This is a genomic window from Marinospirillum sp. (assembly GCF_044810985.1).
GTDB lineage: Bacteria > Pseudomonadota > Gammaproteobacteria > Pseudomonadales > Halomonadaceae > Marinospirillum.
The window spans coordinates 1,345,017-1,368,535 of sequence record NZ_CP085242.1; the positions used below are offsets into that span (position 1 = coordinate 1,345,017).

General features: G+C 53.9%; 21 protein-coding genes. 6 read left to right on the top strand and 15 right to left on the bottom strand.

All coding sequences use genetic code 11. The features are described 5' to 3' along the window. Positions 1–21 precede the first annotated feature (21 nt). From LG323_RS06470 to LG323_RS06510, 9 genes are all read right to left on the bottom strand, one after another. Entirely contained in the window at positions 22–849 is an 828-nt protein-coding gene (locus LG323_RS06470) for a CheR family methyltransferase (protein ID WP_404419924.1), read from the bottom strand. A gap of 1 nt (position 850) precedes the next feature. Further along, entirely contained in the window at positions 851–1,525 is a 675-nt protein-coding gene (locus LG323_RS06475) for a hypothetical protein (RefSeq protein ID WP_404419925.1), read from the bottom strand. 28 nt (positions 1,526–1,553) lie between these two features. Then, entirely contained in the window at positions 1,554–2,621 is a 1,068-nt protein-coding gene (gene cheB, locus LG323_RS06480; protein WP_404419926.1) for a chemotaxis-specific protein-glutamate methyltransferase CheB, read from the bottom strand. Continuing rightward, positions 2,618–4,186 (bottom strand): chemotaxis protein CheW, encoded by a 1,569-nt coding sequence (locus LG323_RS06485; RefSeq protein ID WP_404419927.1) that lies wholly within the window; start codon positions 4,184–4,186, stop codon positions 2,618–2,620. The genes cheB and LG323_RS06485 overlap by 4 nt, the downstream gene beginning before the upstream one ends. 14 nt (positions 4,187–4,200) lie before the next feature. After that, positions 4,201–6,135: a methyl-accepting chemotaxis protein gene (locus LG323_RS06490; protein WP_404419928.1), complete on the bottom strand. Its 1,935-nt coding sequence runs from the start codon at positions 6,133–6,135 to the stop codon at positions 4,201–4,203. A gap of 175 nt (positions 6,136–6,310) precedes the next feature. After that, entirely contained in the window at positions 6,311–7,240 is a 930-nt protein-coding gene (locus tag LG323_RS06495) for a response regulator (RefSeq protein WP_404419929.1), read from the bottom strand. A gap of 80 nt (positions 7,241–7,320) precedes the next feature. Next, complete coding sequence (gene rimK, locus LG323_RS06500; RefSeq protein ID WP_404419930.1) at positions 7,321–8,226, bottom strand: 30S ribosomal protein S6--L-glutamate ligase; 906 nt, start codon at positions 8,224–8,226, stop codon at positions 7,321–7,323. 91 nt (positions 8,227–8,317) lie between these two features. Next, positions 8,318–9,829, bottom strand: a complete 1,512-nt coding sequence (locus LG323_RS06505; protein ID WP_404419931.1) for a putative bifunctional diguanylate cyclase/phosphodiesterase — start codon at positions 9,827–9,829, stop codon at positions 8,318–8,320. Then, the gene (locus LG323_RS06510) at positions 9,826–11,547 is read right to left on the bottom strand and encodes a PilZ domain-containing protein (protein WP_404419932.1); all 1,722 of its coding nucleotides are present in this window, start codon (positions 11,545–11,547) and stop codon (positions 9,826–9,828) included. Before LG323_RS06510 ends, LG323_RS06505 begins: the two co-directional genes overlap by 4 nt. A 115-nt stretch (positions 11,548–11,662) precedes the next feature. Between LG323_RS06510 and LG323_RS06515 the strand changes: the two genes are divergently transcribed. Together LG323_RS06515 and LG323_RS06520 are read left to right on the top strand one after the other, a co-directional pair. After that, the gene (locus LG323_RS06515; protein WP_404419933.1) at positions 11,663–12,277 is read left to right on the top strand and encodes a response regulator transcription factor; all 615 of its coding nucleotides are present in this window, start codon (positions 11,663–11,665) and stop codon (positions 12,275–12,277) included. Positions 12,278–12,377: 100 nt separating this feature from the next. Further along, positions 12,378–15,008 carry a PAS domain S-box protein gene (locus LG323_RS06520; RefSeq protein ID WP_404419934.1) on the top strand — a complete coding sequence of 877 codons (2,631 nt, stop codon included), beginning with the start codon at positions 12,378–12,380 and terminating at the stop codon, positions 15,006–15,008. Between the two features lie 7 nt (positions 15,009–15,015). Here LG323_RS06520 and LG323_RS06525 read toward each other — a convergent pair whose 3' ends face one another. The 4 genes from LG323_RS06525 to LG323_RS06540 all read right to left on the bottom strand — a co-directional run bounded on the left by LG323_RS06525 (position 15,016) and on the right by LG323_RS06540 (position 17,424). Beyond that, the gene (locus tag LG323_RS06525) at positions 15,016–15,498 is read right to left on the bottom strand and encodes an ATP-dependent zinc protease (protein WP_404419935.1); all 483 of its coding nucleotides are present in this window, start codon (positions 15,496–15,498) and stop codon (positions 15,016–15,018) included. A 128-nt stretch (positions 15,499–15,626) separates the two neighbouring features. Further along, a complete protein-coding gene (locus LG323_RS06530) occupies positions 15,627–16,355 on the bottom strand; it encodes a metallophosphoesterase (protein ID WP_404419936.1) in 729 nt (242 codons plus the stop codon). Further along, positions 16,348–16,794 (bottom strand): DUF1249 domain-containing protein, encoded by a 447-nt coding sequence (locus LG323_RS06535; protein ID WP_404419937.1) that lies wholly within the window; start codon positions 16,792–16,794, stop codon positions 16,348–16,350. Before LG323_RS06535 ends, LG323_RS06530 begins: the two co-directional genes overlap by 8 nt. A 12-nt stretch (positions 16,795–16,806) precedes the next feature. Next, positions 16,807–17,424: an NUDIX domain-containing protein gene (locus LG323_RS06540; RefSeq protein ID WP_404419938.1), complete on the bottom strand. Its 618-nt coding sequence runs from the start codon at positions 17,422–17,424 to the stop codon at positions 16,807–16,809. A 61-nt stretch (positions 17,425–17,485) separates the two neighbouring features. Between LG323_RS06540 and LG323_RS06545 the strand changes: the two genes are divergently transcribed. The 4 genes from LG323_RS06545 (at position 17,486) to greB (ending at position 19,099) form a co-directional block, all read left to right on the top strand. Further along, complete coding sequence (locus LG323_RS06545; protein WP_404419939.1) at positions 17,486–17,791, top strand: hypothetical protein; 306 nt, start codon at positions 17,486–17,488, stop codon at positions 17,789–17,791. A 111-nt stretch (positions 17,792–17,902) separates the two neighbouring features. Further along, positions 17,903–18,247 (top strand): toxin, encoded by a 345-nt coding sequence (locus tag LG323_RS06550; RefSeq protein ID WP_404419940.1) that lies wholly within the window; start codon positions 17,903–17,905, stop codon positions 18,245–18,247. Then, positions 18,244–18,558, top strand: coding sequence for a helix-turn-helix domain-containing protein (locus LG323_RS06555; RefSeq protein ID WP_404419941.1), 315 nt, complete (start codon positions 18,244–18,246; stop codon positions 18,556–18,558). The genes LG323_RS06550 and LG323_RS06555 overlap by 4 nt, the downstream gene beginning before the upstream one ends. Before the next feature lie 13 nt (positions 18,559–18,571). Beyond that, positions 18,572–19,099 (top strand): transcription elongation factor GreB, encoded by a 528-nt coding sequence (greB, locus tag LG323_RS06560; protein WP_404419942.1) that lies wholly within the window; start codon positions 18,572–18,574, stop codon positions 19,097–19,099. On the opposite strand, the gene LG323_RS06565 is transcribed toward greB, so the two are convergent. Both LG323_RS06565 and LG323_RS06570 read right to left on the bottom strand, forming a co-directional pair. Continuing rightward, entirely contained in the window at positions 19,090–20,679 is a 1,590-nt protein-coding gene (locus tag LG323_RS06565; RefSeq protein WP_404419943.1) for a methyl-accepting chemotaxis protein, read from the bottom strand. The genes greB and LG323_RS06565 overlap by 10 nt on opposite strands. Positions 20,680–20,874: 195 nt before the next feature. Further along, a complete protein-coding gene (locus LG323_RS06570) occupies positions 20,875–23,481 on the bottom strand; it encodes a PAS domain S-box protein (protein ID WP_404419944.1) in 2,607 nt (868 codons plus the stop codon). Positions 23,482–23,519: the final 38 nt, after the last annotated feature.

The following is a 23,519-nucleotide window of genomic DNA, read 5'->3' on the forward strand; positions in this document are numbered from 1 at the left end:
ATTAACTCCTCTTGGCTCTGGCTACTTCTGATACACCAGGGCATCAGGAAACTTGCGTACCTTGAACAGGGGCGAAATCCGGCTCATGGATTCGGAATGCCCCAGACAGATAAAGCCCCCGGGGTTCAGGGCATCATAAAGCCGTTCCGCAGCCTGTCTTCTGGATAAATCATCGAAATAAATCAACAGGTTGCGGCAAAAAATAATGTCCATCTTGCCCAGTGAAGCCACTTCGGAAGCCGAGTAGAGATTAATGCGGGAAAAACCCACACTTTCTCTTACCTCCTGATTCAATTGATAGCTCCCTCTGGATGAACCGGGCAGAGGTTGGAAATAACGTTGCAGCCAGTCGCTGGGCAAATGTTGCAAAGAGCGCTTTTCATAAATACCTTCACGCGATTTCTGCAACACCTGGGTATCTATGTCCGAAGCCAGGATCTCCACATCCCAGTCATTCAGGCCCTTCCAGCGCTCCAGCAGGCTCAGGGCAATGGAAAAAGGCTCTTCACCCGTGGAGCAGGGCAATGACCAGATCCGTATCCGCTGGCCGGGGCGCTTACGCCAGGCCACCTCATTCATCAGGCTGTTGACCAGACAATCCAACTGATAGGCTTCACGCAGAAAGTAGGTTTCATTCACGGTCATCAGATTGATCACCGCCTGAAGCTCATCATCCCGGTCAAACCTCAAGAGGTTAAAGTAGCTGCGAAAGTCTTCGCAGCCGCGTTTTTTGGCTCTTTCCTCCAGGCGCTTGTCCACGAAGTAGCGTTTGCTTTCTTCAAAATAAATGCCTGTTTTGCGGTAAAAATAATCGCGAAAACGCAAAAAATCCGCAGCGGTTATGTCCACACTAGGCTTCCTTGTTCTGGGGGCCACTTGTTGGGCTGCTGCCCAGTTGCCTGCGAATATTCTGCAAGGCAAAACGGGCATAGGGCTCATCATGAAAACGCTCAGCAACTGCATCCAATACTGCCAGCTCCGGGCCGGCATCCAGCACCGGCAGGGCTTCCAGGGCAGTCATGCAAACATTGATGTCTTCTTCCTCAGCCAGAAGCGCTTCAACGGCAGGGAGCAATGCCGGATTTTCCAGCCAGGTAATTAGGTTCAGGGTCAGAATACGGGTATCCCGGCTGCCTTCACTCAGACGTTTTTGCAGTTCAGGCAGCAAAAGGTTTTTCTGTTGTTCCTCGCTGACCTGACTCAGGCCGTCAATGATCTGGTTGCGCAGACTGGCATCCTCACCAGTAAACTGATCCAGCAACAAACGCAGTTCTTCTTCCTGCAGGCCCGGTAACAGGTGGTTCATAAATACCTGCTGAACGCGGACATCGGATTCAGTCAACAAACGCTTGAGCATCAAGCGGCGCAATTCCTGGGGTAGCTGGGGCCAGGTGGATAGCAACTCGATACAGGTATCGGCGGACCCCTCGCGCAACTGGGTTTCCAGCTGTTTAACCAACTCTTCTGTGGACTCGGCTTGTGCCGGTTGGGTGGAAGCTTCAGCTTGGGGATTACGTATTAGCATCAGGGCCTCGTTAGCAGCGTCTTGTGGTTTACGCAGAACTGAGCAACCAGCGTTTCAGCTGGGCCGGAATGGCTTCAATGGGCAGCACCTGATCAGCGCCACCGGCTTCCACCAGGGCACGTGGCATACCGTAGACCACACAGGATTCCTCGCTTTCTGCCAGGGTTCGCCCTCCGGCAGCCTGCAGGTTTTGCATGGCCCGGGCACCATCGTCGCCCATGCCGGTGAGGAGAAGACCGATCAGTTGTTGCGGTGCAAAGACCTCCAGAGCACTTTCCACCATGCGATCAGCACTGGGGTGCCAGGGGCGTTCAGCATCCTGGGGCTGGGGCACGGCCATCAGGCGACCCGCCCGCCGCCGCACTTCAATATCCTTGTCACCCTGGGCCATATAAACCCGGCCAGCCAGCAAGGGAGTCGGTTTGGTCACTTCCATAACCGGCAGCGCACAGAGGCCATTAAGACGCTGCGCCAATACCCCGGTAAAGGTGGCAGGCATATGCTGGGCAATCAAAACCGGCCACTGCTGCTGAGGTGATAACCCCGCCAGTAGGGTTTCCAGTGAGCTGGGGCCACCGGTGGAAACACCAACCAGAATCAGGCCTTCGGCCTCCCGTTCGGAGCCCGCCCCCAAGTCTTCAGAAGCCTTTTGCGGTGCAGCCTCGGCTGGAGTTGGGTGGATATCCAGGGAGCGGAATCGGGGTTTGGCAGCCGCTGCAGTCCGAACCTTGTTAAGCAGCTCCTCCTCAACCTCTTGCATATTGTGGGAAACCGTACCACCGGGTTTGGCAATATAATCCACCGCACCCAGCTCGAGGGCTTCTAGAGTCGCCAAAGCGCCCTTTTCGGTCAGGGATGAAACCATGACCACTGGGCAGGGTGTTTCTGTCATGATGTGGCTTAAACAGGTCAAACCATCCATGCCCGGCATATTGATATCCAAAGTCACCACGTCGTAACTGGCCTCGCCCAAAAGCTCCAGCGCCACTTCGCCATTGCGCGCCGTGCGCACCTTGAAATCACCGGCACGCTCAAAAATCTGGGTCAAAAAACGGCGCATCATGGCCGAATCATCCACAACCAGTACGGAAATCATGCCTGGGCTGTTCCTTTTTCCGGGTTGGCAGAAGGCTCTTCCAGAGTTGCACTCAGCTCCAGAGCTTCCTGGTCACTCACCAACCGGCCGACATCCAGCAGCAGAATCATGCGATCCTGTTCAGTAATATTGGCCATCTGGGTGATCAGGTGCATCTGCTCGGCTGACAAGGGTGGAGCGGCTTCCAGTTGCCGGGTTTGGATTTTCAGCACTTCCTTGACGCTATCGACAATAAAACCGGTTCTCTGGCCATTGAGATTTAAAACAATAATACGCTGGCGGTAGTCCCTTTCCTTGAGCGGCAGATCAAAACGTCGCCGCAGATCCATCACCGGCAGGACCATGCCGCGCAAATTGATCACCCCTTCAATGAATTCCGGGGATTTGGGCACGCGGGTCAGTTGTTCGGGAACACGCAAAATTTCCTTGGCGGCCTCAATGGCCACACCGTATTCTTCATCATCCAGAGAGAAGACCACGAGCTGGCATTCTTCTTCCGTTGCTGTTTGGGTCATTTCTGTCTCCTGTTCGGCCGCTTCGGCGGCCTGCTGAAACTGTTTACCGGCCAGCAGCTTGCGTGAATCCAGCAAAGCCAAAAGCCCCTGTCCATCCGGCAGACGGGCCATGGCATTGACATCCTGAAAACCGGGCAGATCAGCCAGCAACTCGGGAACGACCTGAAAGGCCCGGTCGGGCAGGCTGGTGACCTGGGTAATGGCATCCACAATCAAACCGATGAAACTGCTGCCGTTGCGATCCGCCAGGGGCACCACCAGCACCCGGCGTTTTTGCTGGGTATCCGTTTGTTCCGGCAATTGGTAGAGACGATGCAGACTGACCAGGGGAACCAGGAGGTTGCGCAAAGGCATCACACCCAGAATATAGCCGGGCAGCCCTGTCACGGGTTCCAGCTCTTCGGGAAGGCGCACCACTTCCTTGACCTGTTGCAAAGGCAGGGCAAAATCCTGATCGGCCAGCTCAAACCCCAGGATCAACTGGCTGCTGGCAGAGGCTTCTTCCTGGGTGGCGGCCGGGCGCTCGCTGCGACCTGGAGTGGCCGGTTTGTCCTGCTGATGCTCCGGGTGCAGACAGCTGGCTTCCACTAGAGCCGAGGCATCCAAAAGACGCCGCACGCCGACTCCTGACTGCTTGCCGGGACGGATAAAACCGGTCAGATAACGACGCTGATCATCACGTTGGAGGGCTTCGCTGGTATCCAGACGCTCCTGCGGAAAATCCTCTACGGCTTCCACTTCATCGACCCAGAGACCCAGAGGCTGGTCACCCTTGAGCACAATTACCCGGCTGGCGGTATTCTGCTCACCGGCTTCACGTCCCAGAAGGCTGGCCAGACTCACAACCGGCAAGACGATGCCGCGCAGATTGGTCACCCCCAGCAGGTGGGTACCGGCCAGGGGCACCCGGATGAGTTCAGGGACACGAATCAGTTCTTTGATGGCTGCCATAGGCAGGGCAAATTTTTCTTTGCCCAAGACAAAACACAGACACTGGAGAGAGCCGGCCTGCTCATGAACAGCTGCTTCTGGCTGAAGGCTGGTCGCCATAACGCCTCCTCAGCTTATTCGAGTGTCTGGAGTTCGTCAGCCAGGGAAGCAATTTCCTCGGTCGCCTTGGCCAGCTGTTCGGTACTGGTGGCTTGCTGACGCGAGGCTGCTGCCGCTTCGCTGGTTGCCTGATCGGCTTCCTCGGCAGCACCGGCAATCTGTTCGATCCCCTTGGTGGCTTCCTCCACAGAAACCTTGATCTGCTCGGAGGCTGCAGCAATTTCATCATTGCCGGTCAGAACCCGATTCATGGCTTCTTCCACATCTTCCAGGTCACGAACCGTACCGGCATTCTTCTCGGCATCCTGGGCTGCAGCATCACTGATGTCATCCATGATATGACGGACATTGGCGATATCATCCTGGGCGGATTCAATCACTTCCAGAATACGATCAGAATTTTCATTGGCATCATAGGAAAGATTGCGGATGTCCGTGGCGACCACCACAAAACCCTTGCCATGCTCACCGGCCCGGGCTGCTTCTATGCCGCCATTGACCGCCAGCATGCTGGTCTGGATATTCACCTTGTCAATGGTGTTCATCACCTTGTTGATCTGACGCAGGAGCAGATCCAGTTCCCGGATCTGCTCGCGGGCCCGGCGCACTTCCTTGACGCTTTCCTGCACACTGTCAGCCAGGCTGATCACCTCCTGACGATTGGTCTGAATCAGTTCTCTGGCTTTCTTGCCGGCTTCCAGAATGCCCTGAACCAGCTCCGCAGACTGATTGGAAGCAGCAGACAGCTGACGAACTGCAGAAGCGGCTTTACTGGAAGCCTGACTTTGCTGCTTGGCCCCCCGGTTGATCTGCTCTATCGCTGTAGCCACTTCATTGGCAGCCCGGTTGACTTCTTCAATGGCAGCGGCCAGATCTTCCGTGGCCGCAGCCACTTCTTCCCCGCTTTTATCAGCATCACTGTTCACTTTCAGGTCTTCGGTGAGCACAGCCAGATTCTGGGTGGAATCCCGCGCCTGAACCAGGGCCTGGTTTTGTTGTTCCACCATACGAATCGCCTGATTACAGGCAGAAGCCTGCTCTTCCGCAGCCGAGGCAATGGTTTCCCCTTCCTGGCTCAACAGGCGAACGCCCTTGACGGCTTCAGACACGGCCCGGGCAATTTCCTCACCCTGGTTGACCATCTCGTCCATGGAGGTGCGTACCTGACCCAGTTGATCAACAACGGCATCGGCCACCTTCATGTCTTCACGGCTGGATTCGGCTGAACGATTGGTTTCTTCCACCAGGGTTTTCACGCGGTTTTGAATGTTCTCCACCACTTCCTGGATTTTATTCGCGGAATTCTGCGAGGTTTCTGCCAAAGCCCGAACTTCATCCGCCACAACGGCAAAGCCCCGGCCATGCTGTCCGGCACTGGCAGCTTCTATGGCGGCATTCAAGGCCAGCAGGTTGGTCTGGTCGGCGATATGGATAACCGCTTCAACGATTTCCCCGATTTCATCGGAACGCTTGGCCAGTAATTCGGCTGCATCCACAGCCCGACCCTGGCGCTCAATGGATTGACGGATGGAGTCAATCATCGTCTCGACTTTTTCCGAAACCTCATTGACCCGCCGGTGCATTCTTTGCAGACGCTGACTGGCTTCCTTAGTGGATTCAGTCTGGGTTTCTATCGCATCATTAACCTGGCGCACCACCTGCTGGGTTTCCTGGGCGGCACCGGAGGCCTGTTCAGCCCCGGAAGCAATCTGGGTGGTGGCGGCCTGTAATTCTTCAGCGGCAGCAGAAATCTCGCCACTCCCGGCATTCAGCTCGGTCACTGCACTGGCAATACGTTCGGATAACTGCTGCTTGCGAGCCAGAGTGCGGGCTCGTCGACGGGCTTTCAAGGCTTCATCGTTCTGTCGGGGGCTGGAAGCCGAGTGAGCGGTCTGGCTTTCTGTCGTCGAGGAGGATGAAGCCCCCTGATGATTACGTACAAGCGCCATAGTTGCATTTCTCCATCTGCCAGTGAACAGGAACAAGCCTGCATATTAGATACAATTTTTTAATACCTTAGCAGATATGCCCAGCCTGCCCAATATGACTCTGTTGTAGAAGTGTAGCCGACAACAATTTCTGTATAATTATTGTATAGATAACTCAAAGAATCAAATCAAGGCATCAAGAGGGTGGCATTTGCGGCTGCGACAGCTCATCCAGGGCATTGATGGTCATTTCCAACACCTCGACCAGAGCTTCCTGTTCCTCCATACCCGTCAGACGATCGCTGGCATCCCGGGTGGTGAGCAGACCCAGCTCCTGGTCACTGTTGGTCAGACAGGCAACCGCCATTTCGGCGGGAAAGGCATCTCCACAGGCCTTCTGCAAATTCACCAGCATCACTTCCTGCTGATTACTGCTTGTTTCCAGAAGCTTTCTAACTTCATTGAAGTCCTGTTGGTGGAAGAGGCGAGTGAGGCTATCACCCTCCACTTCCCGGAAAGAGTGATCAAAAAGCACCTGGTGCTGACGGTTGACCTCAAGAATTTGCAGATCTCGCCAGGAAAAAATGCATAAAGCATCCATGGCCGTCCAGAACAGCGTTCGGTAGCGGGCTTCACTGGCTTCCAGAGCACGACGGGCCGCTTCCAGTTGCTTTCTGGCTTCCAGCTGTTCAGCAAGGTGCAATAAAGTGGAATGGAGTTGGCGGGCTTCCACAGGCTTGAGAATGAACTTATCCACGCCCAGATCTATGGCCTTGAGCAGGTAGTCGGTTTCCTCATGGGCGGTGGTCATAATAATGGGCTGCTGGGGGTTCAGCGATTTGATGTGTTCCGCCATTTCCAGACCATCCATGCCCGGCATGCGAATATCACTGATGACCAGATCAGGCGGCGTGGATTCCTGAGTATAAAGGCGCAAGCCTTCAGCCCCATCATGAGCAACCAGAACCCTGGCAAAGCGCCTTTTCAGGAAGAGAGAGAGTTGCGAGCGCACATCCTGGTTATCCTCAACATAGAGAACCGTCAGATTTTTCAAATCCGAAGAGGCATCCTTATCTGTGAAGGACGAGCCTGTAATTGGTTTTTTTATTTTTTTGAACAGATCCATGACTAGGACTCCTTAAAATCTTGTTTCTCCAGCACCTCGGTGGAATCTGGTCAATCGACAACCCAGTCTTTACCTGCCTTTTACCCCCGCCCCTGGGTTCGGTTTTTATTGGGAGCGGCGTTCTTTTCAATGTAGTCAATAATCTGCCCGGCCACATCCTTGCCCGTGGCTTCTTCAATGCCTTCCAGGCCGGGGGAGGAGTTGACTTCCATGACCACAGCTCCGTGGTTGGAGCGCAGCAGATCCACTCCACAGACCCTCAGACCCATGGCTTTGGCGGCCCGGATGGCTGTCGAGCGCTCTTCCGGTGTAATCTTGATGAGTTCAGCCTGGCCACCGCGGTGCAGGTTGGAGCGGAACTCGCCCGGTGCGGCCTGACGCTTCATGGCAGCCACCACCTTGTCACCGATCACAAAGCAGCGAATATCCGCACCGCCAGCTTCCTTGATGTACTCCTGCACCATGATGTTGGCCTTCAAACCCATAAAAGCCTGGATCACGCTTTCTGCCGCCTTTTCGGTTTCGGCCAGCACTACACCGATGCCCTGGGTACCTTCCAGGAGCTTGATCACCAGAGGTGCTCCACCGACCATGCGAATCAAGTCGGGAATATCGTCCGGTGAGTGGGCAAAGCCGGTGACCGGCAAACCCACACCCTTGCGCGACAAAAGCTGCAGAGACCGCAGTTTGTCCCGTGAGCGGGTAATCGCCACGGATTCATTAAGCGTGTAAGCCCCCATCATCTCAAACTGGCGCACCACCGCTGCTCCGTAAAAAGTCACCGAGGCGCCGATGCGCGGAATCACGGCATCAAAGTGCTCCAGATCCTCCCCCTTGTAATGAATACTGGGCTTGTGAGAGGTGATGTTCATGTAGCAGCGCAGGGTGTCGATCACCCTGGCGGTGTGTCCGCGTTCTTCAGCTGCTTCCACCAGACGACGGGTGGAATAAAGGGAAGCATTACGGGACAAAAGAGCAAAATGCATAGTCAACCTACCTGGCCCGGCCATCATGAAAGATACAAAAGAAAGGCAGCCTTTGTACCACTCCCCAACAAAACCGGCAATCTACATTTGCTCAACTTTCATTGAAAAACTGGAGCCTTTCCTTGCGGATGGCTTTGCTGTAATAAAAGCCCTGCAGATAATCACAGCCCAGGTTTTTCAGTAAGGTGGCCTGCTCACCGGTTTCCACTCCCTCGGCAACCACTTTCATGCCCAGTTGTTGCGCCAGCCTGATAATCGTCTCCACAATCATTGCGCTCTGGTGATTAATGACAATATCATCAATGAAGCATTTATCCAGTTTGATCTTGTCCAGATGCAGGTTCTGCAAATAACTAAGGCTGGAAAAGCCGGTGCCAAAATCATCCATGCTCACCCTGACTCCCATTTCACGCAGTTCGTTGATCAACTGCTTACCCAACTCGGCATCCTCCAACAGCACATTCTCGGTTAACTCCACTTCCAGCTGTCCCGGCTGGATTTCATGAATTTTCAGCAGTTTTCGCAAAGAGTCTATAAAACCTGGTTTCAACAATTGAATGGCGGAAACATTAACCGCCACCTGTGAAATATCCAGGCTGTGCAAATAGTGAAGATCCCGGCAGGCCCGCTGTAGCGTCCACTCGGTCAGTTGAATGATCTGCCCGGTTTCTTCAGCCAGGGGAACAAAGTCGGCGGGGGAAATGTAGCCTTTTTCCGGGTGTTCCCAGCGCAATAAAGCCTCAACACTGACGATACCACCAGTGCTGGCATCCACCAGCGGCTGATAATGCAGCTCCATGGTTTCCTCATCCAAAGCTTGCTGCAGGTCATTTCTCAGTTGCACACGGCGATGCAATTTGGTTTCCATGCACTTGTCATACCAGTGAAATTGGTTGTGACCATTACGCTTGGCCTTGTACATGGCCATATCTGCCTGTTGAATCAATTGATTCGCTGTGAGCTCCTGGCAGCCGTCATAATAGGCACCACCAATGCTGGCGGAAATCTGCAAGGGCACCCCCTCAATCAGATAATTGCACGCCACCACTCTGAGCAGTTGTTTCACCAGTGGCAGAGCTTCACAGGACTCACCCAGATCCGGCAGAACCACAACAAATTCATCCCCACCAAAGCGGGTTAAAAGGGCAGGTTTGGGAAGACAAACCGCCAGGCGTTCCGCCACCTCAATCAGCATCTGATCACCAATGGAATGCCCCAGACTATCATTCACCGGTTTGAAATCATCCAGATCAATGAACAACAGGGCCACACCCCTGCCGGAATTCTGACTCGTCTGCACACTCAGCTTCAGTTCTTTTTCCAGAGCCGTTCGATTGGGCAAACCGGTCAGAGCATCCTGGTACACAGTTTGCTGCTGGGTAAGCTGATGCTTCAAACGGATATTTTGGCGCAGCAAATAAGCCAGCAGGAAACCCGCCAGGAGTAAAGCAGGATAGAAGACTTGATGAATCAAACTGTAATGACTCCCTGTGGATAGCATCATGAGTATCCAAATCATGCTCAGTACAGCTATAACCTGCCAGGCACTCAGGTTGCGAGCAGGCTCCGGCAGGAGGGTTTTCGGCAGAGTTCTGTCATTCATGCGGCCACTCCTTTTACGGAGCGGAAATCATATTCTCCGGTAATGCGCCCCATGGACTTGGCATACTGACTGGTGACCTTGACCCCCTCAAGCTTTTCAGAGGGGTTGTTCAGATTCATCAGCAGTTCCAGCTCGGAAGGTTCACCTTCACGATCAACCTGGGTCACGCAGCCCACATAGCCTTTTTCAAAAGCGATACAGGTGCCGACAGGGTAAAGGCCATTCAGCTTCACAAAGTAGTCCACCAGGGTGACATCAAATTTTTCCGGTTGGGCTTTCAAACACTCATAAGCTTCCAGCCAGGTCATTCGCCCACTTCCAGCTTCAGGGCTGGTCAGGCAATGCAGCTGCTTGACCACTGCCAGACCGCGAGCCAGAGCATCCAGGCGATTACCTTTCAAGCCCCGTGGAAAACCGCTGCCGTCCAGGCGTTCATTGGCATTGACCAGAATATCTTCACCCAGACTGCGGGGCACCCAGTGCAATTGCGCAATAGCCCGAACCACCAGCAGCAGGGCTGATTTATACTCCTTACGCTGGGCAAAGGGCAGTTCTCCCAGAAATGCACAAACATCTCTGCCATCCACCAGGATGCGTCCGACATCATGCATAAGCAGCGAGGCCATCAAGGCATGCTCATAATGACCACTGAAGCCCATTTTCTTGGCCAAGGGATAAAAGCGTGAAGCCACCTGAAGATGGTGCAGCAAAAGGGGATGGATGCCTTCCAGCTTGCTGATGGCCATATAAAGGGCATCACGGTCGCTCTTGATCAGTCGCAGCAAGTGCCATGAAGTCTGTTGCATGATTTCAGTACTGAAGCAGCCCTTTTCACGCAAAAGCAGCAGTTGACCCGCGATCTGATTGGTCACTTCCTGCAGCTTCAGGGGATTTTTAACCGCCTGAATATCAGGGTGGGTCAAATGCTCCAGGTGGGGCTGGGATTGAAACAGGTGCGAAGCAGCCAGCTGGCGTTGATGACCCGGATTCAGGCGCGCCACTTCCCGCTCACTTTCCAGAATAAAGCGCATGACTTTCTTGCTTTTGGCTGCATCGTCATGCCGGAACTGGCAGCCCAACAGGGCTTTGCTGAATTCCGTATTGGGTTGCAGAGTGACTTTTTCTGCAGGCAGGGAAAAACCTTCGCCATTGGGGAAAGTGATTTTCACCAGCAACTCATCCAGTTGACGGCTCAGTTTCAAACTGGGCTGCAGGGGCAAGGCTATACGGCAACCACCATAAGACAAATCCACCAGATAGCCGGTAAAAATCTCACGGTTATGCACCACTTGAGCTTCAACCCTGACCCCCACTGGAAAATGCACCCGAAAATGGGCACGTTGATAAACCCGTGACAGGGTCTGAGGTATCTGGGTTGTCAACACCAGAGAAGCCGGGTGAATCTGGGTTTGAATCACCTCCAGCCCTTCACTTTGGTGCAACTGGTGCTGGTAACGCAGAAAAAGACGAACCAGATGGCTTTTTGCCAACAGGCTCAGTTGTTCGGGCTTACCCTGGATGCGCAGCAGCAAATGGCCCTGTTCTGCATCCACCCTCAAACCCGTCAGCTTGAATTTCTCTTCGGTTGCTGGCTTGTTATCCGCCACCAGCGGCTGAATTTTGGACTGCATCTCCAGGACTGCACCTTGCAGAATGCGCTGCAGAAGCGTACCACTGAGTAGATCACCATAATTCTGGGTAGTAAATAATGAAGTCATAGAGCACCCCCTGAACCGACCTGAAAACTTACGGGTCAAATGTCATGTATTTCTATACACTTCTAAGTGTTCTCACTCGTCACTGAGTGAGCTGGTGACTGCTAAGGACGCTGAGATGAACGCAACACCTCATGTTTATGTGGTTGATGATGATGAACTGGTTCTGGAAACACTGGACTCCGTGTTTACTTTTGCCGGTTTTACCGTCACCACCTTCAATCAGGCCAAAGACTTTCTTGCTGCCAGTCTGGAACCTGAAAACAGCTGCCTGATTCTTGATCTGCGCATGCCCCATATGAGTGGCCTGGAACTGCAACGCTCTCTGATTGAGCGGCAAATCGATCTGCCGGTGATCATCTACAGTGGTAATGCCGATGTGGCGACCACTGTCAGAGCCATGTCAGGCGGTGCTTTCACTCTGGTGCAAAAACCTCTTTCCAATGATCTCTTGATCGAAACCGTGCGCGAAGCCATGAAGAGCCATCAACAGGCGCGGGAAGAAAATGCTGGCTTTATCGAGGCTGAACAGCGTCTTCAGGTTTTATCCGAACGGGAAAAAACCGTTGCCCGTCTTGCTGCTGAAGGCCTGACCGCCACTGAAATTGCTGATCAGCTCTGCGTCAGTACCCGTACCGCTGAAGCCCATAAAGCCAATATCTTCAAAAAACTCAATATCCGCTCTGTTGCCGTCCTGGCCCAACTGGTACTGATGGCACGCTTGAAACATTAATTGCTATCTGGATTCATTATGGTATTGGTATGGCAGGTTTAATATTCGTAGAAATTACATTTTAACTAGGTAGAATTACCTAAAAACGGGGTGTTTCAGCATGCAGTTCCTCTTGCACCAACGCTTGACCGCAACCCTGTTGATGGGAACACTCCTGCTGCTGATTCTGGCTGCCGATGCCTGGACCCAACTGGGTTTTGCGCATGGCGTACTCTATGTTCCTTTGCTGCTTTTAACGGTGGCCTGCAAGCGCCCCGGCTTGCTTTGGCCCCTGGTTTTCATCACGCTGGCGTTCACCTGGTTGGGCTTTTTGATCTCACCGGCTGCACCGGAAGACTTTTCCATGCTGTATGTGCTGGCCAACCGCTTACTGGCCACAGCAGCCATTTTGGCAACCGGTTGGTTACTGGCCTATCTGCGACGTGCCGAATTCCAGCATCTGCGCCAGCAGCTTTTGATGGATGAACAGCTGCAGGATTTAGTGGCTGAAAAAGAGCGTTTCATTGCCTTGTCCAAAACCCTGCCCTTGAGTATCTGGACTGCAAATAATGAAGGTGAGATTGATTTTGTCAGTGAACAGCTCTCCGGCCAGTTGGGTGTGGACTCTGAAACACTCAAGCAACACTGGCCCGATTATATTCATCCTGAAGATCGTCAAAGCACCTTGGATGCCTGGCAAAAAGGACTTAAACAAGGTAAAGAATACCGCCATGAATTCCGCTTTCGCTATGCCCAGGGCAACTATGTCTGGCACCTGTTAACAGCTATACCCTTGCGCGAGAAGGACGGCAGTATCCGCGGCTGGCTGGGTTCTTCCATGAGTATTCACGATCAAAAACAGCTACTGCAGGAAAAAGACAAACTCCTGGAGCGTTTGAATATTGTCCTGGAAAGTATTGCTGATGGTTTTGCAACCCTGGATGAGAATCTCTGCTTTACCTATGTCAATGAGATGGCTACCCAGGTATTGAACCAGTCCGAAGAGGAGCTTCTGGGCCAGGCTTTTGTGGAGCATCCGGTGGTTCAGCAGGGTCGAGCCACCATAGAGGCCGTCCAACAGGTCATGCGCACGGGTCAGCCCCGCCAGCTGGAGGACAATACCCACGCAGGCAACTGGTACAGTCTCAGCATCTACCCCTTTCAGGGTGGCGTCAGCATCTATTTCCGGGACATCACCGAACAGCATAAGGCCCAGGAAGAACTCAAGCTGCTGCGTACCGCTGTGTCCCGGCTCAATGATGTCATCATCATCACCGAAGCAGAGCCCATGACTGCTCCGGGGCCCAGAATTGTTTTTGTGAATGAAGCTTTTGAACGGATTACCGGTTATTCCAAAGAGGAAGTTATAGGTCAGTCACCGCGTTTACTACAGGGGCCGGGGACTCAGCAGGCTGAAGCCAAACGCATTGGTCATGCCATGCGCAAGTGGCAGTCGGTGCGCGGCGAGCTGCTCAACTACAAGAAGAACGGTGAGGCCTTCTGGTTCGAGCTGGATATTGTTCCCCTGGCCGATGAAACCGGCTGGTTCACCCACTGGGTGGCCGTGGAAAGAGACATTACCGAAAAGAAAGAATTACAGCAGCAGTTGCAGCATAGCCAGCGCATGGAATCCATCGGACAGTTAACCGGGGGCATTGCCCATGACTTCAACAACCTCTTGACGGTCATCAGTGGCAATCTGGAGCTGCTGGTGGAGCTGCTGGACAAGGAACCCCGCCTGCAGGCTCTGGCAAAAACCTCAGCGCGGGCTGCGGATCGGGGGGCCCAGCTCACGCGCGGCTTGCTGACTTTTGCCCGCAAGCAGATATTGCAACCCAGGGATATCAATATCAATTTTCTGATGCAGGAGATGCTGCCGCTTTTGAACAGCTCCGTGGGTGAGCGCATGGAAATTCATCTGGCCCCCGAAGAAAACCTCTGGACAGCGCTGATTGATGAGTCCTACCTGGAAAGCAGCCTCCTCAATCTGGTCATCAATGCCCGTGATGCCTCACCCGAGGGTGGTGTTGTGCAGTTGGAAACAGCCAATGTCACCCTGGACGATGACTATGCGGCGCGCCATGCCGAAGTTCTTCCCGGTGATTACGTCATGCTGGCCATTTCAGATCATGGTACGGGCATTCATCCGGATATTCTCGACCATATCTTTGAGCCTTTTTTCACCACCAAGGACAAAGCCAGGGGCACGGGTCTGGGGTTGAGTATGGTGTTCGGTTTTATCAAGCAATCCGGGGGGCACATCAGTGTTTACTCAGAGCCTGAGCAGGGCAGCTGTTTCCGGCTTTACCTTCCCAGAGCAAATGGATACAAACCCCAACAACCAGCCGACAAGCCAGCCGATAAAAACAAGTCCGGCGGCAAAACCCTGTTGATTGCTGAAGACAATGACCTGGTCAGAGAGTTTGCAGTGATTCAGCTGGAGGATGCCGGTTACCGGGTCATAGAAGCTGAAACCGGGGATCAGGCTCTGGCCATCCTGGAGTCCGGCTCCGGCCAGGCCATTGACCTGCTGTTTACCGACATCATCATGCCCGGCCAGCTCAATGGCCTGCAGCTGGCTGAAAAAGCCAACCAGCTTTACCCGGAGCTGCCGATCATTTTCACCTCCGGCTTTACAGAAAACGCCCTGCCTCAACAATTCGGGAAACAACTTCCTGCCAAAATGCTGGGCAAACCCTACAAGCGTCAGGCCCTGCTGGAGACCATTGCCGAAGGCCTGGGCAGCCCCTGATGAACTATTACGTTTGGTGCTGCGATTCAGTAGCACCAAGCAAATAGCTGGCACCGGGGGCGACTAAAAACCGTTCTTCCAAGGCAACACGCCCCAGCAGCATGGGATACTTCATTTTGGAGCGATCCGCCAGGGTCACTTCAATTCTTTGTTTGACCGGGCCCAGCTGCATCCACAGGCGGATTACATAACGCTGGCTTTCCTCACCATTGGAGCTGCGGATCAGGCGTTTGTCGTAAACCGGCTGGCTGACGCGAATAGGCTTTCCCTCGTCAGGGTCTTCGCTGGTGGTGGTAAAGCTGACCCACTGCTGGTTGCCTCTGAGTTCGGTGGTGATTTCATAAGCATGCAGGCTGGAGGTTTTGGCTCCGGTGTCCACTTTGGCTTTGACCCTCAGGTTCAGGTCGGGAAAAAAAACAACTTCCTTGGCACCGATCACCAGGCGGTTTTGCAGCCATACAGGGATTTTTGAAGCTTCTTCAGGGTTCATTGTTGGATGTTTCCTAGCTGGTGATTTATTAACCAGAAATCTGAACTCGCCACCCAGAGTCACTTGTGGGTGTTTGTACTAAAGTTATCCACATGCCTGTCCACTCAGTTTGTGAGTAAACCCAACTTTTAAAATCGCCACACCCCGGTTTTCCAGTGCCCCTGGGGTGCCAGATCAATCCAGCGTAAACCCGGCGAAGCCTGTTCGTCCAGCTGAAAAACATCCTGGCCAGGCGCAAATTGCAGAGCGGTTGCCGGTGTGGAGTAAACACTGACCCCCTGCTGCTGCCAGCTTTGTTCCTGATGAACATGTCCACAGATCACCACCACCGGGTGTGGGTAGCTTTGCAAGCGCTGCCAGAAGTCTCCACTGTTTTGCAGAGCTATAGCATCCATCCAGCGGCTACCCACCGCCAAAGGATGATGGTGCATGGCAATCAGCAAAGGCTTGTCGGCTGACAAGGCCTCATCCAGCCGCTGCAACTCGCCCTCAGGCAACTGGCCAGCCGCATGGCCCGGCCAGCGGGTATTCAGCCCCAACAGTTGCCAGCCCTGAAGCTGTTGATAAAAAACAGCGGGGGCAAAGCGAGCCATCAACTCAGGATCATCATGATTACCTGGCAACCAGTGCCAGGGCAAGCCAGTGTTTTGCAACTGGGTGACCAGCCATTCGTAGCTGCCCAAGTTTTCATCCTGTGCCAGATCTCCGGTGAGCAGCAATAAATCCGGGGCCAGGCGCCTGGCTTCCTGTAAGGCCCGGAGCAGTTGGGCCCGGGTGTCCACTCCCTTGAAGCGGGCCTGGGGATCGGCCAGCAGGTGCAGGTCGGTCAGTTGCAGAAGACGCAAAGGCTTAGTCATCGCTGGCTTCCAGTTCCAGGCTGTAGCCTTTGTCCAGGGCAAATCTCAGGGTTTCACCCAGGAAGGTATTGACCTGAACCTTCTCATCGGGGTGAAACATTTCTTCATTGGGGTAGCTGTAGCGGCCTTCTCTGGTTTGGCGTTTTTGAAATGCAGTGACTTCGCTTAAACGGACATCATGATAACTGCGCACCTGTAAAAGTGCAGGCTGTAGAAAAGGATGCGACCGGGTCACATCCAGCTGCAGTTCCAAAAGTTCTGTCCAGCGGGTGCGCTCCAGTTGCCGCAGGGTCAAGCTGCCCAGATCGCGCCCGGCATGACGCAAGCCAAAACTGATCCAGCCTTCCTCGGGAGCCTTCCAGAGGCGCTGTAACAGCAGATAATTGGCAGCAGCATCTCTTTGTAAACGCTGAAGATCAGCGACGTAGCGGCGCGGCATAAATGAACTCTTTCAGATTTCAGAAGGGTGTTGCAGGCGTAAATAGTTGCTTTGCAGCCACTGCAAGCCAATCAGACTCATGGCATTGGCTGCCCGACCCTGACAGGCTTCGGCAAAGGCTTCCTCACGTGACTTTACCACAACCCGGATGTCTTCATTTTCCTCGGCCAGACCATGAATCCCTCCTGCCTGACTGGCATCCACCAGTCCGCAATACAGGGTTACCTTTTCATCCGTACCGCCCGGGCTGGAATAATAGGTAAAGAGTTTTTCCAGAGTACCCAGCTTCAGGCCGGCTTCTTCATAAGCCTCCCGCCGGGCAACCTCTTGTGTTTCTTCACCGCTTTCCACTAATCCGGCAATCAACTCAATCAACCAGGGGCCTTGTGGATCCTTCAGTGCCCCAACCCGAAACTGTTCGACCATCACCACCTGATCCAGGCGGGGATCATAGGCCAAAACACCCACGGCATGACCGCGATACAAAAGCTCACGGCTCATCGTTGCCGTCCAGTCCCCGGCAAAACGCCGGTGCCTGAGACGCAGCTTGTGCATGCTGAAAAACCCCTGATAGACCGGTTTGTTGGAGACCAGTTCAACATCCGGGTGAGGATAAGGGGCTGATGTCATAAGTTGCTCCTGATGGTAAATTGACGGGTATCACCCTGATCAGTCGGGAAGAATAGCAAAAATGACCTTCAAAGCGGGAATTTCCATGACAGACTTCACTCCAAAATATTATCTGGTGCGTAGTAGCCCCAGCTTAATCAAAAAATCTATCGTTGGGGTCGGCTGGTCTGACTTCAATTTTTCTGAAATAGGTGATGCTGCAAAAGCGATTTCAGAAACTGACTCGGCTTATGGTATTCGACGCTGGGCAAACCAAATCAGGCGTTTTTTCGCTGTTCGCGAGGGGGATGTGGTGGTTGCTCCGCTGACCAGAATATTACTGTTATTGATGGCTACGGGTTGGTGGATTGGATTGCCGAAAAGATAGAAAGCCTGTCGCCAGGAATGAAACAGGCTCTCGGAATTTGTGGAGTTCCGACCGTTGTTCAGGTGCGCTCCACCATTTGCAAACCACTGGCAACTTGCCTATAGTTTGCAAATGAAAGCAATCTTCTTTGAAACCAGTCTTTTTACTGCAACCTTGCCTGATTACTTACCTGACGATAGCTATCTTCGTTTGCAGCAGCATTTACTTGCTGCCCCAGAAAGTGGCGATGTGATGCCACGTACTGGTGGTTTCCGCAAGCTGCGCTGGATAGATAGTCGCCGAGGCAAAGGTAAACGGGGTGGGTTGCGGGTGATCTATTACTGGCTACGTCAGCGGGGACAATTTTGGATGTTTGCAATCTATGACAAGGATGAAATGGAAAACCTGACTCCTGCGCAGGAAAAACAGTTAAAGAAGGCTATTACTGAAGAGCTGAAAAAACGGGGTATCCAATGAAAAAGCGTAATCTTTTTGATGAATTGATGCAGGGCGTTGATGAAATGGCTGCTCATCGTGAGGGCAAGATCACACTGCGCCAGATTGCTCTGGAAGAAAAGCCAGCTCCCCAGATTACTGCAGCAGAAATTATTAGCCTGCGTGAGAAAATGCACATGTCCCAGGCAGTGTTTGCTCGGCATATCCGCACCAGTACCGAGACCCTGAGAAACTGGGAACGCGAAAAGGCCAAACCCAATACCCAGGCAGCTTTGTTGATCAAGCTGGTGGCGCAGTATCCAGACATGGTTGAGCGCTTGGAAGCTGTGTAATTAAGGAGGCCCCATGCAAGGGCGTTACACGCAACGCTGGCGAGATCCAGCCACCGATCCCAGAGCTGAAGAAAAAACCAACTTGATTACTCAGGAAGGCTACCAAAAATTACGTTCAACACGGGATTTTTTATGGCGGGTCAGGCACCCCGAGCTGGCCACCAAGGTTCAGGAAGCCGCTGCCAATGGGGATCGCAGTGAAAATGCCGATTATACCTATAATAAACGCGAACTGAATCGCACTTTATCGCGCATCGGTTACCTCGACAAGCGCCTGGATGAGTTGCGGGTGGTGGATCGCCAGCCTGCCGACCTTGATCGGGTTTACTTTGGGGCCTGGGTCACACTGGAAGATGAAGAGGGTAAGGAACAAACCTGGCGAATAGTGGGACCGGATGAAGCCGATGCCAGCAAGGGACTGATGAGCATTGATGCACCCCGCTCACGGCTGCTGCTGGGCAAGCAGCTGGATGAAGAAGTGCAACTGCCCACCCCTGAAGGGCGGGCCTGCTACATCATTACAGCAATTCGCTACTGTTGACGCTGGCTGTTAAGGCTGTAGATAAAGTTTTCCGCCAGTAGATGCAGGTTGGCGACCTGCTTGTCCAGTTTGTCAGACTGGTGTTTGGCGGCCTCACCCGCTTCAACAGACTGACCGGCCAGGTCGGCCAATTCGGTCACCTGCTGGCGGGTCTGTTCCCCCAGGGCTGACTGCTGGCGGGTCATGTCGGCCACTTCCACAGCCAGGTCATTGATCTGGTCCACAGCCCCCAACACTTCTTCCAGCGAGGTGCGCATGGCATCTGCCAGGGCCACCGTTTCCTGGGAGGCAGTCACGCCCTTTTCTATCGCAGCCACAGAACCCTGGGTGTCTTCCTGCAACTGGTCGATAATGGCTTTCACCTGCTGGGTGGATTCATGAGTCCGCAGCGCCAGCCCACGAACTTCATCAGCCACCACCGCAAATCCGCGTCCGGCTTCACCGGCCCGGGCTGCTTCAATGGCTGCATTCAGCGCCAGTAGGTTGGTTTGTTCTGCAACATTGGTGATGACATCAATCACTGTGCCGATCTGTTCACTGCTGGCTGCCAGGCTGGCTACCTGCTGTTTGGCTTCCTCCAGTTCCTGGGACTGGTGAGCGATGGCACCGGCCACCTGGGTGATCTTCTCCTGTCCTTCCCGGGTTGCCACCTGCGATTGGCTGGCTGCCTCTGCTGTGCGTTCTGTACTGCTTTGCACCTGTTCCAGACTCTGCATTTGTTCCTGCATGGCCTGCTGAATCTCCTGCACCCGGCTGCCTTGCTCATCAATGTACTGAAAAGCCTCAAACAGGCGTTCATCAGAACGGGATTTGCTGCGACGCAGGTAGCCGGAGTTGTTGTGCAGCCTGGCCACCACCGCCCGCAACTCCGATGACCGGGTTCGCAGGGCAAAACCTATGGCTCCCAGTTCGTCTTTGCGCCCCGTATAGAGGTAGTTCATGAGGCGATTGTCCGTAACCTTCTCGGCGGCCCGGTGCAAACTGCGCAAACCCTGGGTCTGCAGCTGTAAAAAGGCTGCAGCAACCAGCCCGGCCAAGCCCGCCAGAGCGCTGCCCAGCCAGTTCTGCATTGCGGCCAGGGCGACTGCGACTACCAGGCTGGGCAGTAAGGCGGTGAGTACCAGTTGATAACGCAGTGAAAGCGAGGGGCGCGTCAGAAAACCCGGCAACTTGCCCTGACGCCACTGGCGATAGACTTTTTCTGCACGTGGAAGCGCCTTGCGGGGGGCCGCAATACGCACGGATTGGTATTCAACAATCCGGCCATCCTGACGAACCGGTGTCACATAGGCATCCACCCAGTAGTGGTCGCCGTTTTTGCAACGGTTCTTGACCAGCCCTTTCCAGGAGCGGCCAGCTTTGACCGTTTCCCAAAGGTTGGCAAAGGCACCCGGTGGCATATCAGGGTGACGAATCAGGTTGTGGTTTTGGCCGATCAGTTCATCGCGCTGATAACCGGAAACCTTCACAAAAGCATCATTGGCAAAGGTAATGATACCTTTCAGGTCCGTGATCGTGATCAGCTGGATATCATCGGGTACCCGCAGCTCCTTGCCTGTAACCGGCTCATTGATCCTCATTTTTTGTTCCTCTTGCTGTTCAGTTGCCTTCCTTAAGCAAAGCAATTTTCAAACCAGGTTTTTTTATGGATGGGTAACAGGCCACCTTAAAGGGATTTAATTTAAAAATTATTGATACGAATCAAGGCAAACCCAATCAAACACCTGAACTGGCTGACATCCAGAAGCATCTTTCGGGTAAGTAACCGGTGTTTTTTATTGGTTTTGCAACTGCTGATGCAAAAGCGGCAAAAGAACATCCAGGCGTTTTTGTAGCTTCTCCAACACGGCTTTCAGTTCTGGGTGATCGGCCCCCTGCTTTGCCAGGAACTCCAGGCGTTCGGCTTCCTTTTGCGCGGGATAGGCTGCAAAAGTGGCCAGCAGACTTTTCAGAGTATGCGCCACTGCACCCAGTGCCCGGAGATCACCGCTCTGCCAGGCGGCATGCAACTGGGCTTTATGCTCAGGATACTCATCCACAAACATCTGCAGTGCCATGCGCAACAGGCTGGCATCGGCACCCAGGTTGTCCAGGGCCAGATCCCAGTCAAATTCTGTTGCAGGTTTCGGGCGTGGCGACTCCAGAAAGGTCTCTTGCGCTCCGGGCTGGCGGGTTGCCATGACCCGATCGATTTCTCTGTAGAGCACCTGGGCATGAACGGGCTTGGGGACATAGCCCTGCATGCCTTCAGCCAGGCAGCGCTCCCGGTCGCCCTGCATGGCATTGGCGGTCATGGCAATGATGGGGGTCAAGACCCGTTGCTGGTCTTCTTCCCATTGGCGCCACTGGCGAGTGGCTTCCAGCCCATCCATAACAGGCATCATCATGTCCATCAACACCAGGTCAAAAGATTCCTGCTGCAATCGCTGAAGAGCCTGTTGACCATCCGCCACCACGGTGACCTGATGCTGCTGTTTTTCCAGCAGCTTCACAGCCAGTTTCTGGTTCACCAGGTTGTCCTCGGCCACCAGCAGCTTTAAACCCTTGCAAAAAGCTGCTGCAGCCGTTGGCAAGTGATGGGTCGGGTCGGTTTCCGATAAGTCGGCAGGTTTTTCAGCCAGAAGCAGCGGCAGGTGCAGGATAAAGGTTGAGCCGACCTCCGGTTCACTGGAGGCACTGACTTCCCCGCCCATCATTGCCGCCAGTTGTTTGACAATGGCCAGACCCAGGCCGGTGCCTTCAAACTGGCGGTTGCGTTCCGACTGAACCTGCTCAAAGGGTTCAAATACCTTTTCCAGCTCTTCAGCCGACATGCCAATGCCGGTATCGGTCACCTGCAATTCCACCCGCGCCTGCTTACTCTGGCAATCCAGGCAGCGAACCTGCAGGCGCACCTCGCCCTTCTGGGTGAACTTGATGGCATTACCCAGCAGGTTGATCAGCATCTGGCGCAAACGTGCAGGGTCGGCATACACATAAGAAGGCAAGCCCTCCCCCGGATCGTACACAAGCTTCAGGCCCTTGGCCTGGGCACGGCTGGAAAGGCTGCGCAGGGTTTGATCCAGAAGTTCATGCAGGTTAAAAACGCTGGGCTGAAGACCCAGCTTGCCCGCTTCAATCTTGGAGATATCCAGCAGGTGATTAATTATTTCCAGCAGGTGCTCTGCAGAAAGTCGTGCCAGATCCAGGTGCTCCTTTTGCTCTGAGTCCAGTCGAGTTTCCAGCACCAGATCCAGCATGCCCAGAATGCCATTCATGGGGGTGCGGATTTCATGGCTCATGTTGGCCAGAAACTGGCTTTTTGCCTGGTTGGCTGCTTCAGCCGCTTTGCGGGCCTCAACCAGACCGGCCTCCCAGTGCTGGCGTTCCGTGACATCAAAGATAACACCCACGAGACCCCGGGCCTGACCATCGGCAGAGAGCAGTGCCGCCTTCTTGTAAACAGCATCGGCAAAATGTCCATCCGAACGCTGATTGCGGGCCTGGTAGCTCTGGCGGCCTTGTTCGCGAAAGAGCTGCTGATCCTTGCTGTGGTGCACTCTGGCTGTTTCCACTTCAAGAAGGTCAAAAACATCCCTGCCCAGATAGTCTTCACGTTGGATGCCAAAATATTCTTCAAAAGCCCGATTGAGTTGCTGGTAACGGCCCTGGTTGTCCTTGAGGTAAACCGGCAGGGGAATGGCTTCAATGATTTCAGTCAGGAGGTGCGAATGCTCGCTGAGGTGGTCGGTCAGTTCCTGAAGCTCTTTGTTTTGCTGGGAAAGGCTTTCTTCCAGCTGTTTTTGACGGGTGATATCGGTGCGGATGGAAATATAGGCTTCCGGCTGGCCGTTTTGATCCAGTAGGGGCACCAGGGTGGCGGCCACCCAGTAAACTTCTTTTGCCTTGTTGATGTTTTTGATTTCCCCATGCCAGACCAAGCCCTGGGTGATCTGATTCCACATGACCGTAAAAAATTCCTGCGGGTGGTGACCGGAGTTGATCAAACGATGGGTATTGCCGTATAGCTCTTCCCTGGAATAGCCACTGATGGCAACAAAAAGATCATTGGCATAGGTGATGCATCCTTCCGGGTCGGTCATGCTGATGATGCTGTGCTGATCCATGGCAAATTCACGCTGGCGCAAGGCATCGGTCACCTTCTCCAGGGCTTCACTTTTTTCCCGAGCGTAATCCAGTGCCCGTCCGGTGCGCTTGTCCATCCACAACAAGGCCACCAGACCCACCCCCAGAGCCAGAACCATCACACTGGTCAGAAGGTGGCCCTGAGCACCGAAAGCGGCCAGCAGGCTGATCAGTACGGCCAGGCTCCAGCCGGCCAGTAACATCCAGTTGCGGAAGCGGCGCTGTTGTGCTTGTATTTGTCGGACTTTATGCGGCATGACCCTTCACTTATCAACCGGCGGATGATCCTGTACAC

Bases quoted from the DNA above. Each gene is read 5' to 3' on its own strand.
- LG323_RS06475 (WP_404419925.1), bottom strand. From the start codon at position 1,525: ATGCTAATACGTAATCCCCAAGCTGAAGCTTCCACCCAACCGGCACAA.
- cheB (WP_404419926.1), bottom strand. From the start codon at position 2,621: ATGATTTCCGTACTGGTTGTGGATGATTCGGCCATGATGCGCCGTTTT.
- LG323_RS06485 (WP_404419927.1), bottom strand. From the start codon at position 4,186: ATGGCGACCAGCCTTCAGCCAGAAGCAGCTGTTCATGAGCAGGCCGGC.
- LG323_RS06490 (WP_404419928.1), bottom strand. From the start codon at position 6,135: ATGGCGCTTGTACGTAATCATCAGGGGGCTTCATCCTCCTCGACGACA.
- LG323_RS06495 (WP_404419929.1), bottom strand. From the start codon at position 7,240: ATGGATCTGTTCAAAAAAATAAAAAAACCAATTACAGGCTCGTCCTTC.
- rimK (WP_404419930.1), bottom strand. From the start codon at position 8,226: ATGCATTTTGCTCTTTTGTCCCGTAATGCTTCCCTTTATTCCACCCGT.
- LG323_RS06505 (WP_404419931.1), bottom strand. From the start codon at position 9,829: ATGAATGACAGAACTCTGCCGAAAACCCTCCTGCCGGAGCCTGCTCGC.
- LG323_RS06510 (WP_404419932.1), bottom strand. From the start codon at position 11,547: ATGACTTCATTATTTACTACCCAGAATTATGGTGATCTACTCAGTGGT.
- LG323_RS06515 (WP_404419933.1), top strand. From the start codon at position 11,663: ATGAACGCAACACCTCATGTTTATGTGGTTGATGATGATGAACTGGTT.
- LG323_RS06520 (WP_404419934.1), top strand. From the start codon at position 12,378: ATGCAGTTCCTCTTGCACCAACGCTTGACCGCAACCCTGTTGATGGGA.
- LG323_RS06525 (WP_404419935.1), bottom strand. From the start codon at position 15,498: ATGAACCCTGAAGAAGCTTCAAAAATCCCTGTATGGCTGCAAAACCGC.
- LG323_RS06530 (WP_404419936.1), bottom strand. From the start codon at position 16,355: ATGACTAAGCCTTTGCGTCTTCTGCAACTGACCGACCTGCACCTGCTG.
- LG323_RS06535 (WP_404419937.1), bottom strand. From the start codon at position 16,794: ATGCCGCGCCGCTACGTCGCTGATCTTCAGCGTTTACAAAGAGATGCT.
- LG323_RS06540 (WP_404419938.1), bottom strand. From the start codon at position 17,424: ATGACATCAGCCCCTTATCCTCACCCGGATGTTGAACTGGTCTCCAAC.
- LG323_RS06545 (WP_404419939.1), top strand. From the start codon at position 17,486: ATGACCTTCAAAGCGGGAATTTCCATGACAGACTTCACTCCAAAATAT.
- LG323_RS06550 (WP_404419940.1), top strand. From the start codon at position 17,903: ATGAAAGCAATCTTCTTTGAAACCAGTCTTTTTACTGCAACCTTGCCT.
- LG323_RS06555 (WP_404419941.1), top strand. From the start codon at position 18,244: ATGAAAAAGCGTAATCTTTTTGATGAATTGATGCAGGGCGTTGATGAA.
- greB (WP_404419942.1), top strand. From the start codon at position 18,572: ATGCAAGGGCGTTACACGCAACGCTGGCGAGATCCAGCCACCGATCCC.
- LG323_RS06565 (WP_404419943.1), bottom strand. From the start codon at position 20,679: ATGAGGATCAATGAGCCGGTTACAGGCAAGGAGCTGCGGGTACCCGAT.
- LG323_RS06570 (WP_404419944.1), bottom strand. From the start codon at position 23,481: ATGCCGCATAAAGTCCGACAAATACAAGCACAACAGCGCCGCTTCCGC.